Origin of the sequence: Bradyrhizobium neotropicale (genome assembly GCF_001641695.1) — a bacterium.
In the GTDB taxonomy this organism is placed as follows: domain Bacteria; phylum Pseudomonadota; class Alphaproteobacteria; order Rhizobiales; family Xanthobacteraceae; genus Bradyrhizobium; species Bradyrhizobium neotropicale.
Map to the genome: position 1 here is coordinate 57,953 of NZ_LSEF01000040.1, position 13,030 is coordinate 70,982.

General features: G+C 64.5%; 15 protein-coding genes and 1 pseudogene. 6 read left to right on the forward strand and 10 right to left on the reverse strand.

Annotated elements, in window-relative coordinates; all coding sequences use genetic code 11:
- Positions 1 to 15: 15 nt before the first annotated feature.
- Entirely contained in the window at positions 16 to 996 is a 981-nt protein-coding gene (locus tag AXW67_RS12420; protein WP_063678145.1) for an alpha-ketoacid dehydrogenase subunit beta, read from the reverse strand.
- Positions 989 to 2,035 (reverse strand): pyruvate dehydrogenase (acetyl-transferring) E1 component subunit alpha, encoded by a 1,047-nt coding sequence (pdhA, locus tag AXW67_RS12425; protein ID WP_245315527.1) that lies wholly within the window; start codon positions 2,033 to 2,035, stop codon positions 989 to 991. Before pdhA ends, AXW67_RS12420 begins: the two co-directional genes overlap by 8 nt.
- A 231-nt stretch (positions 2,036 to 2,266) precedes the next feature.
- On the opposite strand from pdhA, the gene AXW67_RS40410 reads away from it, so the two are divergent.
- Positions 2,267 to 2,485 (forward strand): hypothetical protein, encoded by a 219-nt coding sequence (locus AXW67_RS40410; RefSeq protein ID WP_082907867.1) that lies wholly within the window; start codon positions 2,267 to 2,269, stop codon positions 2,483 to 2,485.
- Between the two features lie 51 nt (positions 2,486 to 2,536).
- Here the strand turns inward: AXW67_RS40410 and AXW67_RS12430 are convergent, their stop codons facing one another.
- The gene (locus AXW67_RS12430) at positions 2,537 to 3,310 is read right to left on the reverse strand and encodes a gamma-glutamyl-gamma-aminobutyrate hydrolase family protein (RefSeq protein WP_063678118.1); all 774 of its coding nucleotides are present in this window, start codon (positions 3,308 to 3,310) and stop codon (positions 2,537 to 2,539) included.
- A 284-nt stretch (positions 3,311 to 3,594) separates the two neighbouring features.
- Between AXW67_RS12430 and AXW67_RS12435 the strand changes: the two are divergent.
- A pseudogene (locus AXW67_RS12435) lies at positions 3,595 to 4,736 on the forward strand (AI-2E family transporter).
- Between the two features lie 6 nt (positions 4,737 to 4,742).
- On the opposite strand, the gene AXW67_RS12440 reads toward AXW67_RS12435, so the two are convergent.
- From AXW67_RS12440 to AXW67_RS12465, 6 genes are all read right to left on the reverse strand, one after another.
- Positions 4,743 to 5,039 carry an antibiotic biosynthesis monooxygenase family protein gene (locus AXW67_RS12440; RefSeq protein ID WP_063678119.1) on the reverse strand — a complete coding sequence of 99 codons (297 nt, stop codon included), beginning with the start codon at positions 5,037 to 5,039 and terminating at the stop codon, positions 4,743 to 4,745.
- Between the two features lie 100 nt (positions 5,040 to 5,139).
- Positions 5,140 to 5,376, reverse strand: a complete 237-nt coding sequence (locus AXW67_RS12445; RefSeq protein ID WP_027550568.1) for a hypothetical protein — start codon at positions 5,374 to 5,376, stop codon at positions 5,140 to 5,142.
- 58 nt (positions 5,377 to 5,434) lie between these two features.
- Complete coding sequence (locus tag AXW67_RS12450; RefSeq protein ID WP_063678120.1) at positions 5,435 to 6,655, reverse strand: GGDEF domain-containing protein; 1,221 nt, start codon at positions 6,653 to 6,655, stop codon at positions 5,435 to 5,437.
- Positions 6,656 to 6,884: 229 nt separating this feature from the next.
- Positions 6,885 to 7,361, reverse strand: a complete 477-nt coding sequence (rpsI, locus tag AXW67_RS12455) for a 30S ribosomal protein S9 (RefSeq protein ID WP_027550566.1) — start codon at positions 7,359 to 7,361, stop codon at positions 6,885 to 6,887.
- Between the two features lies 1 nt (position 7,362).
- Entirely contained in the window at positions 7,363 to 7,827 is a 465-nt protein-coding gene (gene rplM, locus AXW67_RS12460; protein ID WP_018642440.1) for a 50S ribosomal protein L13, read from the reverse strand.
- Positions 7,828 to 7,984: 157 nt separating this feature from the next.
- Positions 7,985 to 8,413 carry a PaaI family thioesterase gene (locus tag AXW67_RS12465; protein WP_063678121.1) on the reverse strand — a complete coding sequence of 143 codons (429 nt, stop codon included), beginning with the start codon at positions 8,411 to 8,413 and terminating at the stop codon, positions 7,985 to 7,987.
- 69 nt (positions 8,414 to 8,482) lie between these two features.
- On the opposite strand from AXW67_RS12465, the gene AXW67_RS12470 reads away from it, so the two are divergent.
- From AXW67_RS12470 to AXW67_RS12485, 4 genes are all read left to right on the forward strand, one after another.
- Entirely contained in the window at positions 8,483 to 9,307 is an 825-nt protein-coding gene (locus AXW67_RS12470) for an enoyl-CoA hydratase (RefSeq protein WP_063678122.1), read from the forward strand.
- Positions 9,308 to 9,450: 143 nt separating this feature from the next.
- Complete coding sequence (locus tag AXW67_RS12475) at positions 9,451 to 10,035, forward strand: CoA-binding protein (RefSeq protein WP_063678123.1); 585 nt, start codon at positions 9,451 to 9,453, stop codon at positions 10,033 to 10,035.
- Between the two features lie 139 nt (positions 10,036 to 10,174).
- Positions 10,175 to 11,455 (forward strand): O-acetylhomoserine aminocarboxypropyltransferase, encoded by a 1,281-nt coding sequence (locus AXW67_RS12480; protein ID WP_063678124.1) that lies wholly within the window; start codon positions 10,175 to 10,177, stop codon positions 11,453 to 11,455.
- A gap of 124 nt (positions 11,456 to 11,579) precedes the next feature.
- Positions 11,580 to 11,921 carry a hypothetical protein gene (locus tag AXW67_RS12485; RefSeq protein ID WP_063678125.1) on the forward strand — a complete coding sequence of 114 codons (342 nt, stop codon included), beginning with the start codon at positions 11,580 to 11,582 and terminating at the stop codon, positions 11,919 to 11,921.
- Between the two features lie 15 nt (positions 11,922 to 11,936).
- Here AXW67_RS12485 and AXW67_RS12490 read toward each other — a convergent pair whose 3' ends face one another.
- Positions 11,937 to 13,019 carry a COX15/CtaA family protein gene (locus AXW67_RS12490; RefSeq protein ID WP_063678126.1) on the reverse strand — a complete coding sequence of 361 codons (1,083 nt, stop codon included), beginning with the start codon at positions 13,017 to 13,019 and terminating at the stop codon, positions 11,937 to 11,939.
- Between the last annotated feature and the right edge of the window lie 11 nt (positions 13,020 to 13,030).

Here is a 13,030-nt window from a genome sequence, read left to right on the forward strand (position 1 = left end):
CCGGTCCGTCGACATCTAGCTGAACTGGCAGACCTTGCGGGCGGCAGTCATGATGCGTTCGACCGAAGGCATGTAGTATTGCTCCAGCCGTGCCATCGGAACGACTGTGTCGTAGCCTGTGACGCGGGTCACAGGCGCAAGCAGCGAGGACAGGCGGCGCTCGGCAATTGTCGCGGCTATCTCGGCGCCAAATCCGCCGGTCCGTGCTGCCTCGTGCACGATGACACAACGGCCGGTCTTGGCGACCGAACCGAGCACGGTGTCTTCGTCGTAGGGCTTGAGCGTGGCGAGATCGATGACCTCCGCCGCGATGCCTTCGGCGGACAGCGCCTTTGCCGCAGCCACGGTTTCCTTCAGCATGGCTCCCCAGCTAATCAGCGTGAGATCGCGACCTTCCCTCAGGACAAAAGCGGCATCCAGCGGCAAGGCTTCGCCATTGTCCTCTACCTCGCCTTTGGCCGCACGGTACAGGCGCGTCGGCTCCAGAAACACAACGGGATCTGGATCGCGGATGGCGGCAAGCAACAATCCATAGGCACGTTCGGGCGAGGAAGGCATGACGACGCGCAAGCCGGGAATATGGGCGAGCATTGCCTCGGTGCTTTCGGAATGATGCTCGGGCGCGCGGATGCCGGCGCCGTGCGGCGTGCGCAGAACCATGGGACAGGTGAGCCGTCCCTGGGTCCGATTGCGCAATCGGGACGCATGGTTCACGAGCTGATCCAGGCAGGGATAGATGAACCCCATGAACTGGATCTCGCCGACCGGTTTCAGTCCCTGCGCGGCCATGCCGACGCAGAGCCCAGAGATCAGGAGCTCGGCAAGCGGCGTATCGAGGACCCGCTCCGCCCCAAAGCGCTTCTGCAAGCCTGCGGTTGCGCGGAAGACGCCGCCGTTGGCGCCAACGTCCTCGCCAAGCACGACCACGTCAGGATCATCCTCCATCGCCCGAGCGAGCGCCAGGTTGATGGCTTCGACCAAAGTTACCTCAGGCATCGTGCTCTCCCGCAAGTTCGCGGCGTTGCGCGGCATAGGCCTCAGGCAGATCAGCAAAGAGATGATCGAATATGGTTTCGGGACGGCGCGGCACTGTCGCCAGGTAGCGTTCGGCCGCCGCCTCGACGCGCTCATGGCATTCGGCGGCGAGCCGCTCCTCGTCCGCCTTGCTCCACATTTTCTGGGCGACGAGATAGGTCCTCAGCCGCGCAATCGGCTCTTCCTTCCAATGCACCTGGACCTCCTCGGCCGGGCGATAGCGCGCCGCGTCATCGGATGTCGTGTGGTCGCCGAGCCGGTACGTGACCGCCTCGATGAACCGGGGTCCGTTGCCATCTCGCGCAGCGGCAACGGCCTCCTCAGCAGCGGCCCGCATCGCCACCACGTCACTGCCGTCGACCTGCTCACCGAGAAAGCCTGCGGCGATTGCCTTCTGTGCCAGCGTTTCGCAAGCGGTCTGCAGTCGCAACGGTACCGATATGGCCCATTGATTGTTTGCGACGACGAAGACGAGCGGCAGTTTGTGCACGCCGGCAAAATTCATCGCCTCGTAAACGTCGCCTTTCGAGGTGGCCCCATCGCCGAACAGGCACACGGCGACGCGCGGTTCCTTGCGCAGCTTGAGGGCGTAGGCGACACCAGCGGCATGTGGCGCCTGGGATCCGACGGGAACACAGAACGGGAAGTCATGGACAGGTCCAGAGAACTGGTTGCCGCGTTCGTCGCCGCCCCAAAACAGGAGGATCTCCTCCAGCTTGACGCCACGCCAGAGCAGCGCACCGTTGTCGCGATAGGAGGGCAACAGAACGTCCTCCTCACGCATCGCGCTTGCGATCCCGACCGACACAGCCTCCTGGCCGAGCGAAACGGCATAAGTCCCAAGCCGGCCCGTGCGCTGCAACGCAACAGCCTTCCGGTCAAACAGGCGCAGCAGCACCATCGACCGGTAAAGCTCAATCAGCAGCTTGGAATCGGAGGCGAAAGAAGGAAGCGGTCGCTGGATCGAACCATCTGGCGCGAGGTAATTGCGGTGACGCACCTCGAAGCGCGCGATGACGGGGAGATCCTGGTTTACCCTTCGGCTGGCCACGCCCTCACTCCCGGAGCGATTGTGCCATCTACAACTCATTTAGCTGGCGTTTGTGCCAAGACAGCGCAATAGCCCGGGAGGATTAGCTCTGGCGCGCCTGATCGTTGCTGCACCGCCGCTTTGGTGACGATCGATCGACACGATCGTGGAAAGGACGCGGCAACGGGGGTATAGGAGAGCATGGCAAATGGTCAGGTTGTCCTGGTTACAACTGAGCCGTTAGGCGGCGGCGCGCCCGTTCGCTCGGTTTTCTTTGTCGCCGAAGGAGATCCGGCAAGAGCCGCAGCAATCATCGCTACCATGATGGCTCCGAATGAACGGGTCGAAGCGTTCGGACCGCTTCCCGAAGCGGCCATCAAAGCACTCGGGTTGAAACCCGGTGACTTCACGCACGGGTGATGACGACGCGGAAGCGGACTCGCTCCGACTCCCCTCGTCTATCGAGGAGCGCTAAGCCGTCGCGCGCTGCCGTTCGACGAGCGCCTCGCCGAACGCCTCGAATATCTTCCGGTTGATCGGATTGCGCTGCGGGTCGTATTCGGCATGCCATTGCACGCCGAGCGCAAAGGTCGGAGCCTCAGCGATGCGGATCGCCTCGATGGTGCCGTCTTCGGCAACGCCTTCGATCATGACGCGCTTGCCCGGCTCCAAAATGCCCTGGCCGTGCAGCGAATTGACGCGGATCTTCTCGCAGCCGAGGATTTTGGCAAAGGCACCGCCCGGGGTGAGGTCTACCTCGTGGCGGTCGGCGAACACCACGGTCGGATCGGGATGGATCTCGCCGTTGTCCAGCCGCGGCATGCGGTGGTTCATGCGGCCGGGCAGCTCGCGTATCTCAGGGTGCAGCGAGCCGCCGAAGGCGACGTTCATCTCCTGCAGGCCCCGGCAGATGCCGAACAGCGGGATGCCGCGGGCGACGCAGGCGAGCGAGAGCGCCAGCGCCACCTCGTCGCGGTGAATGTCGTAGGGCTCGTGCTTCTCGCAGGGGTCGACGTTGAAGCGCGTCGGGTGGACGTTGGCGCGGGCGCCGGTGAGGATGACGCCGTCCACGGTATCGAGCAGCGCACTGATATCGGTGATGTCCGGCGAGCCCGCAAACATCAGCGGCAAGCCGCCGGAGACCTCGGCAATCGCGCGCAGATTGCGCTCACCGACCATCTGGACCTGAAATCGATTCTCGACGCGATGGGCATTCCCGATCACGCCGACGACCGGCTTTCTCATCTCCCGTTCCGACCTCCCCGCCGAAGAAGATTCTCTAAACATGCCCATCGGATGGAACAAATTCAACCGAGGAGACTGCGGGACGGCAATGCTATTTTCGCGTAAATGTCCCGCCCGACGGCAATCGAGGCCTTGGACACCCCTGCCGCCGGGCTGGGCGCGTCATCGCGGGACGTCGCGACCACCATCCCCGCTCCGGCCAGCATCCAACCGGCATCGGCGCCGGCTTGATCCCCGGCCGGATTTCGCGAAAGGTGCGTGCTGCCTTCTGACGAGGAAACGATGTGACCATGCCCGCAGACGAGCGTTCCCGGACCCGGAGCGATCTGGCCTGGGCGATCACGGTCGGCGGCATCGGCGTCGTGCTGTTTACCGCATCGCTCATCTTCACCTGGTATTTTGCCGCGACGCTGCTTCTGATCTTCACCGGCATGCTGCTCGGCGTCGGCCTCAACGCGCTGACCAACGCGCTCGGCCGGCGTGTTCATTGGCCACATCCGGTCCGGCTCGCGATCGTCTGCGTGGCGCTTGCGGTGATGCTCGCCGGGGTTGCCTATCTCGGCGGCGCGACCATCGCCGAACAGGCCTCGGCCCTCAGCAACACCATCAAGTCGCAGATCACGCATGTCCGGTCCTTCCTCGAGAACCACGGCATCGACACCAGCTTCTTCGACATCGGCAATGCGACGTCCACCGCCGCCAACGCGGCGTCGGACGCGCCGCCTGCCCCAAGCGCGGCCCCGCATGGCCAGTTGCCGGGCGCAGGCGCCCTCGCCTCCAGCGGCGGGGCGATCGTCAGCCAGACCTTCAAGCTGCTGCTCGGCACCATCAGTGCCGTCGGCAACATCTTCATCGTGCTGTTCCTGGGCCTTGCCTTCGCCGCCCAGCCCAGCATCTATCACGATGGCCTCTTGTTCCTCGCGCCGGCCAGGCAACGCACCCGTGCCGCCCTCATCATCGACCGCATCAGCGAGACGCTGGAACGCTGGCTGATCGCGCAGATCATCGTCATGATCGCAGTCGGCGTCGTCACCTGGATCGGGCTGGCCGTCATTGGCATCCCCGGCTCGTTCATCCTCGGCATTCAGGCCGGCCTGCTCGCCTTCATCCCGACGGTTGGCGCCATCATTGCCGGCGTCGTCGTCGTGCTGGCGAGTCTCGCCTCGGGCTGGATCCCGGCGCTATCGGCGCTGCTGCTGTTCCTCGGCGTGACGCGATGGAGAGCTATGTGCTGACGCCGATCCTCCAGCGCCAGGCGCTGGACATTCCGCCGGCCACGCTGTTCGCGTTCCAGATCCTGCTCGGCGTGGTCTTCGGAATCTGGGGCCTCGCGCTGGCGCTGCCGCTGGTCGCCATCGCCAAGGTGATGATCGACCATTTCAAGACCTATGAGACCGCGGCGCCCGCCCACGCCGAAGCGGCGTAAGGCCGCTCAGGTCGTCAGCACGGTCTCGGTGTGCTCGACCTCCGGAGGCGCAGCAAAGTACTGGCCGACCAGGCCGCGCCATTCGGTGAAATTCTCCGAGCCGCGGAAATCGACGGTGTGATTTTCCAGCGTCGCCCACTTCACCATCAGCCGGTAGCGCTGCGGCTTCTCGATCGACTTGTGCAGCTCGAAGCCGTGAAAGCCCTTGGCGCGGCCGAACGCGGCCTTGGCCTTGGCGACTGCAGCCTCGAAATCCTTCTCGCTGCCCGGCTTGACGTCGATTTGCGCGATCTCGGTGACCATCGGTTTCCACCCTTCTTGTTTGATGGGCCTGTCTACCGCAGCCAGCGACAAAGAAAAAGGCGCCGAAACGGCGCCCTCCTGACCGGAAAATGCAGCGCTCTCAGGCGAACAGGAGGACGGTGCCTGTCACGATGAGCGCGCAACCGGCGAACAGCGCGAGCGGCCAGTAGTTGCGGCTCTGGGTATAGCGCCCCTGCGCGCGGCGCTCGCTGATGACGGCGGTCTCGTATTCGTCGGCGGTGGAGAACAGACAGGCGAAACCGCCACGTGCCGAGGCCGCAGCGGCTTCGAGTGACATCAGGGCGGCCTGCGGATTCTGTCGACGGATCGATTCCATGACCGCAATGGTAGGGATCGAATGGTAAACAGGGGATTACCGCAGAACCTCCCGCGCTTCAGGCCGTGGCCGGCTGCGTCCGCGGCACACCGACGCGCGCTGCGCTCTGGCGGCGCCAGTTCTCCAGCGACAGCGGCAGCTCCTCCGCAGCCTCGACGCGGTTACGGCCGCCGCGCTTGGCCTGATAGAGCGCCGTGTCGGCGGCCGCCAGAAGCACTTCGAGCTCGGTGCCGGCCGGACCGCCGGCAACGCCGATGCTGACGGTGGTGTCGACCGGCCCCTCCTCGACCACGACGCCGGAGGTCTCGAACGCCTCGCGCACGCGCTCGGCGACCAGCACGCCCTCCTCCAGCGAGCACGGCAATAGCGCGGCGAACTCCTCGCCGCCGATGCGGCCCGAGAGATCCGAGATGCGCAGATTGCTGATGACGACGGTCGAGAACAGTTTCAGCATCTCGTCGCCGGCGGGATGGCCGAAGCGGTCATTGATCGACTTGAAGTGGTCGATGTCGAAGATCATCACGGTCACCGGGCGTCCGCCCTTGGCCTCACGTTCGATCACCCGCCCGCACGCCTCGGAGAAGCCGCGGCGGTTGAGCATGCCGGTCAGGGGATCGGTGGAGGCTGCGGTCCTGTGCGCCGTAACGGTACGCTCCGACACCAGCATGAAGATCACGAACACGGTGCCGACGGCATAGAGCACGAGTTCGACCGCGAAGACGGTGACCCAGATGCTGGCCGAGAAGCTCGCATCGTGCGGGCGCAGGAAGCCGCCGATCAGGATCGGCAGCATCAGCACGCAGCCATGCATCACCGGCACCACCAAGGCCGGCCAACGCCGTTGCAGGCTCTTGCGCCGCTCGACCCAGAGCTCGCTTGCGGTCAGCGCAGCATAGACCGAGACGATGCCGGCGCCGATCACCATGCGCAGCGTGGACGCGGCGGGATCGAGCAGCGTGACTGCCGCGACCCAGGCCAGCGCACCGATCAGCAGGCCCGGCCAGCTCGGCTTGCGGCCATGGAAAACCCGCGCAGCGTTCCACACCATGCCGCAGGCGACGAAGCCGACCGCATTTAACGCGAGATAGACTTGCGGACCTACCTTGTCGCCAGCCGCCGTCCACAACGCCACCGAGGCCGCACCGAGCAGGTATGCCGTGCCCCACCATTTCAGCGCGGGGCTGTTCTCCTGCTTGCCGAAAAACACCATCATGGCGCCGAGCAGTGCGGCAACCATGGTGGCGACCAAATAGAGCGTGATGCTATCGAGCGACATCATGTCGGCCCCCTTCAAAACATAGCAGTTACGCGATCGGCCCAGCCGACTTGCGCGCCCTTCCAGATGCGACGCTATGTCCCGCGAGTTCCATTCAGGTTTTCATCCAGGGCCAAGTTTTCGCGAAAGACTCCATGAATTTGCATACAAACGAACAACAAAAAGGGCGCTGAAATCAGCGCCCTTTTGCATCTCATTGAAGCCGCTTTCGCGACGAATGTTACCGAAGCGATTAACGCTTGGAGAACTGGAAGGACCGGCGGGCCTTGGCCTTGCCGTACTTCTTGCGCTCGACCACGCGGGAGTCGCGGGTGAGGAAGCCGCCCTTCTTGAGCACGGTGCGCAGCTCCGGCTCGAAATAGGTGAGCGCCTTGGAGATGCCGTGACGGACGGCGCCGGCCTGGCCGGACAGACCGCCGCCGGCGACGGTGCAGATCACGTCGTACTGGCCGGCACGCGCGGCCGCAACGAAGGGCTGCTGGATCATCATGCGCAGCACGGGACGAGCGAAATAGACCTCGACCTCACGCGAGTTGACCATGACCTTGCCGGCACCCGGCTTGATCCACACGCGGGCGACCGCGTCCTTGCGCTTGCCGGTGGCATAGGCGCGGTTGAGCTTGTCGACCTTCTTCTCGTGCTTCGGCGCATCGGGCGCGGCCGTCTTGAGCTGCGCGAGCTGGTCGAGCGACTGGATGGATTCGGCCATGTTATGCGGCCCTCGTGTTCTTGCGGTTCAACTTGGCGATGTCGATCTTCTCGGGCTGCTGCGCCTCGTGCGGATGATCGGCCCCGCCATAGACACGGAGGTTGCCCATCTGGACGCGACCGAGCGGACCACGCGGGATCATGCGCTCGACGGCCTTCTCGAGCACGCGCTCGGGATGACGGCCCTCGAGGATCTGGCGCGCGGTGCGCTCCTTGACGTGGCCGACATAGCCGGTGTGCTTGTAGTAGGTCTTCTGCTCACGCTTGCGGCCGGTGAGGACCGCATGCTGGGCGTTGATGATGATGACGTTGTCGCCGCAATCAACGTGCGGGGTGTAGGTCGGGAGGTGCTTGCCGCGGAGCCGCATGGCGACGATGGTGGCGAGACGGCCGACGACCAGACCCTTGGCGTCGATCAGCACCCACTTCTTCGTCACCTCGGCCGGCTTTGCCGAAAAGGTTTTCATGTCAGAATTTCCGTGGAGGGAGACATCGGCGCGAACACCGCACCGGACTGCGCGGCTTTCTAGAGAAGCGACGCGCAACGGTCAATGCCCGACAACGGAAATTAGATAAGTAAATTCAATAGTTTAAAAATATGGTATTTTGATACCTGCGAAAAGCTCAAATATTTGGAATGGAATAGGTCGACGTGACGTGCGCGATCGGATCGGGTGAGGTCCCAGACAACAGGTTCACCTCGCCCACCGCTAGGCGCTTGCCGAGCTTGAGCAGCCGGGCTTCGGCGAGCACGTCCTGCCCCGGCTGGCCTTTGCGCAGGAAATTGATGTTGAGATTGGTGGTGACCGCGAGCCCGACCGGGCCGATGGCGGACAGCAGCACCACATACATGGCGAAATCGGCAAGCGCCATCAGCGTCGGGCCCGACACGGTTCCACCCGGCCGCAGCATCCTTTCGCTGTAGCGCTGGCGCAGGAGGCAGGTCTGGCCGTCCGCGCTTTCGATCGTGATGTCGTCGCCGCTGAACGCCTGGGGAAACTCGTCGCGAAGAAACCGTTCGACCTCCGCCACGCTCATTTTCGCCAATGCCATGCTGTTCCCACCCTCGCTTCACTTCGCCTGTTACATTAAGTTATCTGCATCATCCAACTGGAATATCCGATGTCCGTCCAGCCCGCCCACACCCCTTCGCCGGAACCGCCGATTCTCTTGCGCGAAATCGTCGACACCGTTGCCGTGCTCACGCTGAACCGCCCCGCTGCGCGCAACAGCCTCTCGGAGGCGATGATTGGACAGCTGCATGCGAGCCTCAACGCGATCGCGGAGGACAAGCGCATCCGTGCGGCCGTCATCGCAGCCAATGGCCCCGCATTCTCCGCCGGCCACGACATGAAAGAGCTCACCGCGCGCCGCACCGATCCGGATCGTGGCCGCGCCTATTTTGCGCAGATCATGAACGCCTGTAGCGCGATGATGCAGGCGGTGGTGCGCCTGCCCAAGCCTGTGGTCGCTGCCGTGCAGGGCATCGCAACCGCGGCCGGCTGCCAGCTCGTCGCCAGCTGCGATCTCGCGATCGCCTCCGAAGCGGCCAGCTTCGCCACGCCCGGCGTCGACATCGGCTTGTTCTGCTCGACGCCGATGGTGGCGCTGTCGCGCAACGTGCCGCGCAAGCAGGCGATGGAGATGCTGCTGACGGGCGAGCCGATCCCGGCCGCGCGCGCCCGCGAGATCGGCCTCGTCAATCGCGTGGTCGCTGCGGGTGCCGAGCGCGACGCCGCGATCGCGCTGGCGCAGCAGGTCGCGCTGAAATCCGCCTACACCGTCAAGCTCGGCAAGGAGGCGTTCTATCGCCAGGCCGAGATGAGCCTTGCCGAGGCCTATCGCTATGCGGCAGGGGTGATGACCGAGAACATGATGGCGCGCGACGCCGAGGAAGGTATCGGCGCGTTCATCGAGAAGCGCGCGCCGAAATGGCGGGATGAATGAAATCGTCATTGCGAGCCAACGAGTCCGCGCGAAGCGCGGCCCGATGACAGGCTTCGCGAAGCAATCCAGGAATCCTACCGAGAAAACTAGACTGGATTGCTTCGTCGCTTCGCTCCTCGCAATGACAAGGAAAAAGACGAGATATGAACCACGACGCCTATCCCGACAATTACATCCGCGCCATCCTCAACAGCGTGAAGTCGATCGCGATGGTCGGCGCCTCGCCGGTCAACGTGCGGCCGAGCTATTTCGCGTTCAAATATCTGGCCCAGCGCGGCTACGACATGATCCCGGTCAATCCCGGCCATGTCGGCAAGGAGCTGCTCGGCAGGCCGTTCGTCGCCTCGCTGCGTGATCTCGGCCGCCCCGTCGACATGATCGACATCTTCCGCAACTCCAGCCACATCATGCCCGTGGTCGAGGAGGCGCTGACGCTCGATCCGCTGCCGAAGGTGATCTGGATGCAGCTCGGGGCGCGTGACGATGCGGCCGCGGAGAAGGCCGAGGCCGCCGGCATCAAGGTGGTGATGAACCGCTGCCCCAAGATCGAATATGGCCGCCTGTCGTCGGAGATCTCCTGGATGGGCGTCAACTCGCGCACGCTGAGCTCCAAGCGTCCGCCGGCACCGACGCAGGGCATGCGGCTATCCCTCAATCGGATGAGCGTCGGCGGCGGCGACACCGCCGCATCGGATCGTGCCGCCAAAAACAAGAGCGAGCAAAGCTGACGCACGCGCGAAGCATTCATTTCGCGAACGCGACAATGCGTAGCAAGTTCATCCTGATGTGACGCCCTGCCTTGACGGCAGGCGCGGCGCCGATCAGCATGCCGCGCGATTTCAGACCACAAGAAACAGGACGCCACGAATGAGCGATCGCCTTCCGGGATTTTCAACCCTCGCCGTGCATGCCGGTGCACAGCCCGATCCCACCACCGGTGCGCGCGCGACCCCGATTTATCAAACGACTTCTTTCGTCTTCAACGACGCGGACCACGCCGCCTCGCTGTTCGGGTTGCAGGCGTTCGGCAACATCTATACCCGCATCGGCAATCCCACCAATGCCGTGCTCGAGGAGCGCGTCGCCGCGCTCGAAGGCGGCACGGCGGCGCTCGCGGTGTCTTCGGGCCATGCCGCGCAGGTCGTGGTATTGCAGCAATTGCTCCAGCCCGGCGACGAATTCATTGCCGCGCGAAAACTCTATGGCGGCTCGATCAACCAGTTCACGCATGCGTTCAAGAGCTTTGGTTGGAACGTGGTGTGGGCCGATCCCGACGACATCGCAAGCTTCGAGCGCGCGGTCACCCCGCGCACCAAGGCGATCTTCATCGAGTCCATCGCCAATCCCGGCGGCAGCATCACCGACATCGAGGCGATCTCGACGGTGGCGCGCAAGGCGGGCGTGCCGCTGATCGTCGACAACACGCTGGCCTCGCCCTATCTGATCCGCCCGATCGATCACGGCGCCGACATCGTCGTGCACTCGCTGACGAAGTTTCTGGGCGGCCACGGCAATTCGCTCGGCGGCATCATCGTCGATGCCGGCACCTTCGACTGGTCCACGGGCGGCAAATATCCGATGCTGTCGGAGCCGCGGCCCGAATATCACGGCATCCGCCTGCAGGAGACCTTTGGCAATTTCGCCTTCGCGATCGCCTGCCGGGTACTTGGCCTGCGCGACCTTGGACCGGCGCTGTCGCCCTTCAACGCATTCATGATCCTCACCGGCATCGAGACGCTGCCGCTGCGCATGCAGAAGCACTGCGACAATGCGAAAGCGATCGCCGAATTCCTCTCCGGCCATCCGGCGGTGGCCTCGGTGAGCTATGCGGGTCTGGCGAACGACAAGTACAACCAGCTCGCACGCAAATACGCGCCGAAGGGCGCAGGTGCCGTGTTCACCTTCAGCCTCAAGGGCGGCTATGACGCCGGCGTCAGCCTGGTGTCGAAGCTGCAACTGTTCTCGCATCTTGCGAATGTCGGCGACACCCGCTCGCTCGTCATCCACCCCGCCTCGACCACGCACAGCCAGCTCGACGACGCCGCCAAGACCAAGTCCGGCGCCGGCCCCGACGTGGTGCGGCTCTCGGTCGGCATCGAGGACGAGGAAGACTTGATTGCTGACCTGGAGCAGGCGCTGAGCGCGTAAAATCCAGCGTCAATCCGGGGCGCGCGCAAGCGCGAACCCGGAATGACGGAGCCAGTTAACAGTCCTTAACCATATCTGCCGCATACATAGTCGCTGGATCGCCCCCTTTGATTCGGAGCCGACGATGCTGCGCTGGATAGTACCCGCCCTTGCGGCGATGCTGACGGTTTCGAGCGTCAGTGCAGCCGATCTCGCCGCCACACCGAGGCGGCGGGCGGTCGCGCCGCCACCACCGCCACAGGTCTATGTCGAGACCGATCCGGACGCGCTGATCTCGCCGGCCTATGGCGTCGGCAGCTACATCCGCAACCTGCCGGGCACGCCGCTGCTGCCGGGCTCGAGCACCCTGCCAGGTTATTACGGCCGCCCCTGGGACTACGACTATCAGGGCGCGTATTACGGCGGACCGCAGGTCGATTATTTCTGGCGACTGCCCTACGCCTGCGGCATCTACGGCTATTGTTAGCCGGGCTGAAAGTGTTCAGCCGGCCTGACCGAGCGGAACCGCGCGCGGCTGCGCCTCCGCCGATTGCCGCGAGGCCAGCCGCTCCGCCTGCATCACCGCAAGCGTCAGCACTACGATCGCGACCGTCTGGTGTGCGAGCGCCAGCCCAATCGGCACCTGATTGATCAGCGTCAGGATGCCGAGCACCGCCTGCAGGCTCACGGCCGCAAACAGCCACAGCGCCCCGCCTGCAGCCGCACCGGCGCGCGACCGCACCGCATCGAACGCATGCAGCGCCGCCAGCGCGAACAGCGCATAGGCAGTCATGCGGTGCTCGAACTGCACCGTCAGCACATTGTCGAACAAATTGCGCCACCACGGCGTCTCGAACCACAGGCGGTCCGCCGACGGAATGAACGCGCCGTCGATCGCGGGCCAGGTATTGTAGGCGCGCCCGGCGCGCAGGCCCGCAACGAGCGCGCCGAAATAGATCTGCACGAAGGTCGCGACCACGAGCAGCGCGCTCGTCAGCCGCAGCCGCGCGGGAGCCGTGATCTGCGGCCGGTCGGCAAGCCGCCGCACGGTCCAGACGATGCCGGCAAAGATCAGGAGCGCGAGTATCAGGTGCGTCGCCAGCCGATACTGCGACACCTCGACACGTTCTGTCAGGCCCGAGGCCACCATCCACCAGCCGACCGCGCCCTGTAGCCCGCCAAGTCCGAACAACAGCCACAGCCGCCGCTTCAGCTCGCCGGACAGGCCGCCGCGCCACAGGAAGAACAGGAACGGCAGGAGATAGGCGACGCCGATGAAGCGGCCGAGCAGCCGGTGGCTCCATTCCCACCAGAATATCTCCTTGAACTCGGAGAGTGTCATGCCCGCATTGAGCTCGCGATATTGCGGGATCTTCTTGTAGGCCTCGAACGCGTCGGTCCACTGCGCCTCCGTGAGCGGCGGCACGGTGCCCGTAACCGGCTTCCATTCGACGATCGAGAGCCCGGATTCGGTCAGGCGTGTCGCACCGCCGACCAGCACCATCAGCGCGATCAGCGCGGCCACGGAAACGAGCCACCAGCGCACGGCGCGATGCGGCTTGGTCGAGGCGGAAATCGTCGTCATTTCAGGAGCAA

Coding starts and splice junctions, on each gene's coding strand:
- rplM (WP_018642440.1), bottom strand. CDS start 7,827: ATGAAAACCTTTTCGGCAAAGCCGGCCGAGGTGACGAAGAAGTGGGTG.
- AXW67_RS12490 (WP_063678126.1), bottom strand. CDS start 13,019: ATGACGACGATTTCCGCCTCGACCAAGCCGCATCGCGCCGTGCGCTGG.
- AXW67_RS12475 (WP_063678123.1), top strand. CDS start 9,451: ATGAACCACGACGCCTATCCCGACAATTACATCCGCGCCATCCTCAAC.
- AXW67_RS12420 (WP_063678145.1), bottom strand. CDS start 996: ATGCCTGAGGTAACTTTGGTCGAAGCCATCAACCTGGCGCTCGCTCGG.
- AXW67_RS12440 (WP_063678119.1), bottom strand. CDS start 5,039: ATGGTCACCGAGATCGCGCAAATCGACGTCAAGCCGGGCAGCGAGAAG.
- rpsI (WP_027550566.1), bottom strand. CDS start 7,361: ATGGCCGAATCCATCCAGTCGCTCGACCAGCTCGCGCAGCTCAAGACG.
- AXW67_RS12445 (WP_027550568.1), bottom strand. CDS start 5,376: ATGGAATCGATCCGTCGACAGAATCCGCAGGCCGCCCTGATGTCACTC.
- AXW67_RS12465 (WP_063678121.1), bottom strand. CDS start 8,413: ATGGCATTGGCGAAAATGAGCGTGGCGGAGGTCGAACGGTTTCTTCGC.
- AXW67_RS12470 (WP_063678122.1), top strand. CDS start 8,483: ATGTCCGTCCAGCCCGCCCACACCCCTTCGCCGGAACCGCCGATTCTC.
- AXW67_RS12485 (WP_063678125.1), top strand. CDS start 11,580: ATGCTGCGCTGGATAGTACCCGCCCTTGCGGCGATGCTGACGGTTTCG.
- AXW67_RS12430 (WP_063678118.1), bottom strand. CDS start 3,310: ATGAGAAAGCCGGTCGTCGGCGTGATCGGGAATGCCCATCGCGTCGAG.
- AXW67_RS12450 (WP_063678120.1), bottom strand. CDS start 6,655: ATGATGTCGCTCGATAGCATCACGCTCTATTTGGTCGCCACCATGGTT.
- AXW67_RS40410 (WP_082907867.1), top strand. CDS start 2,267: ATGGCAAATGGTCAGGTTGTCCTGGTTACAACTGAGCCGTTAGGCGGC.
- AXW67_RS12480 (WP_063678124.1), top strand. CDS start 10,175: ATGAGCGATCGCCTTCCGGGATTTTCAACCCTCGCCGTGCATGCCGGT.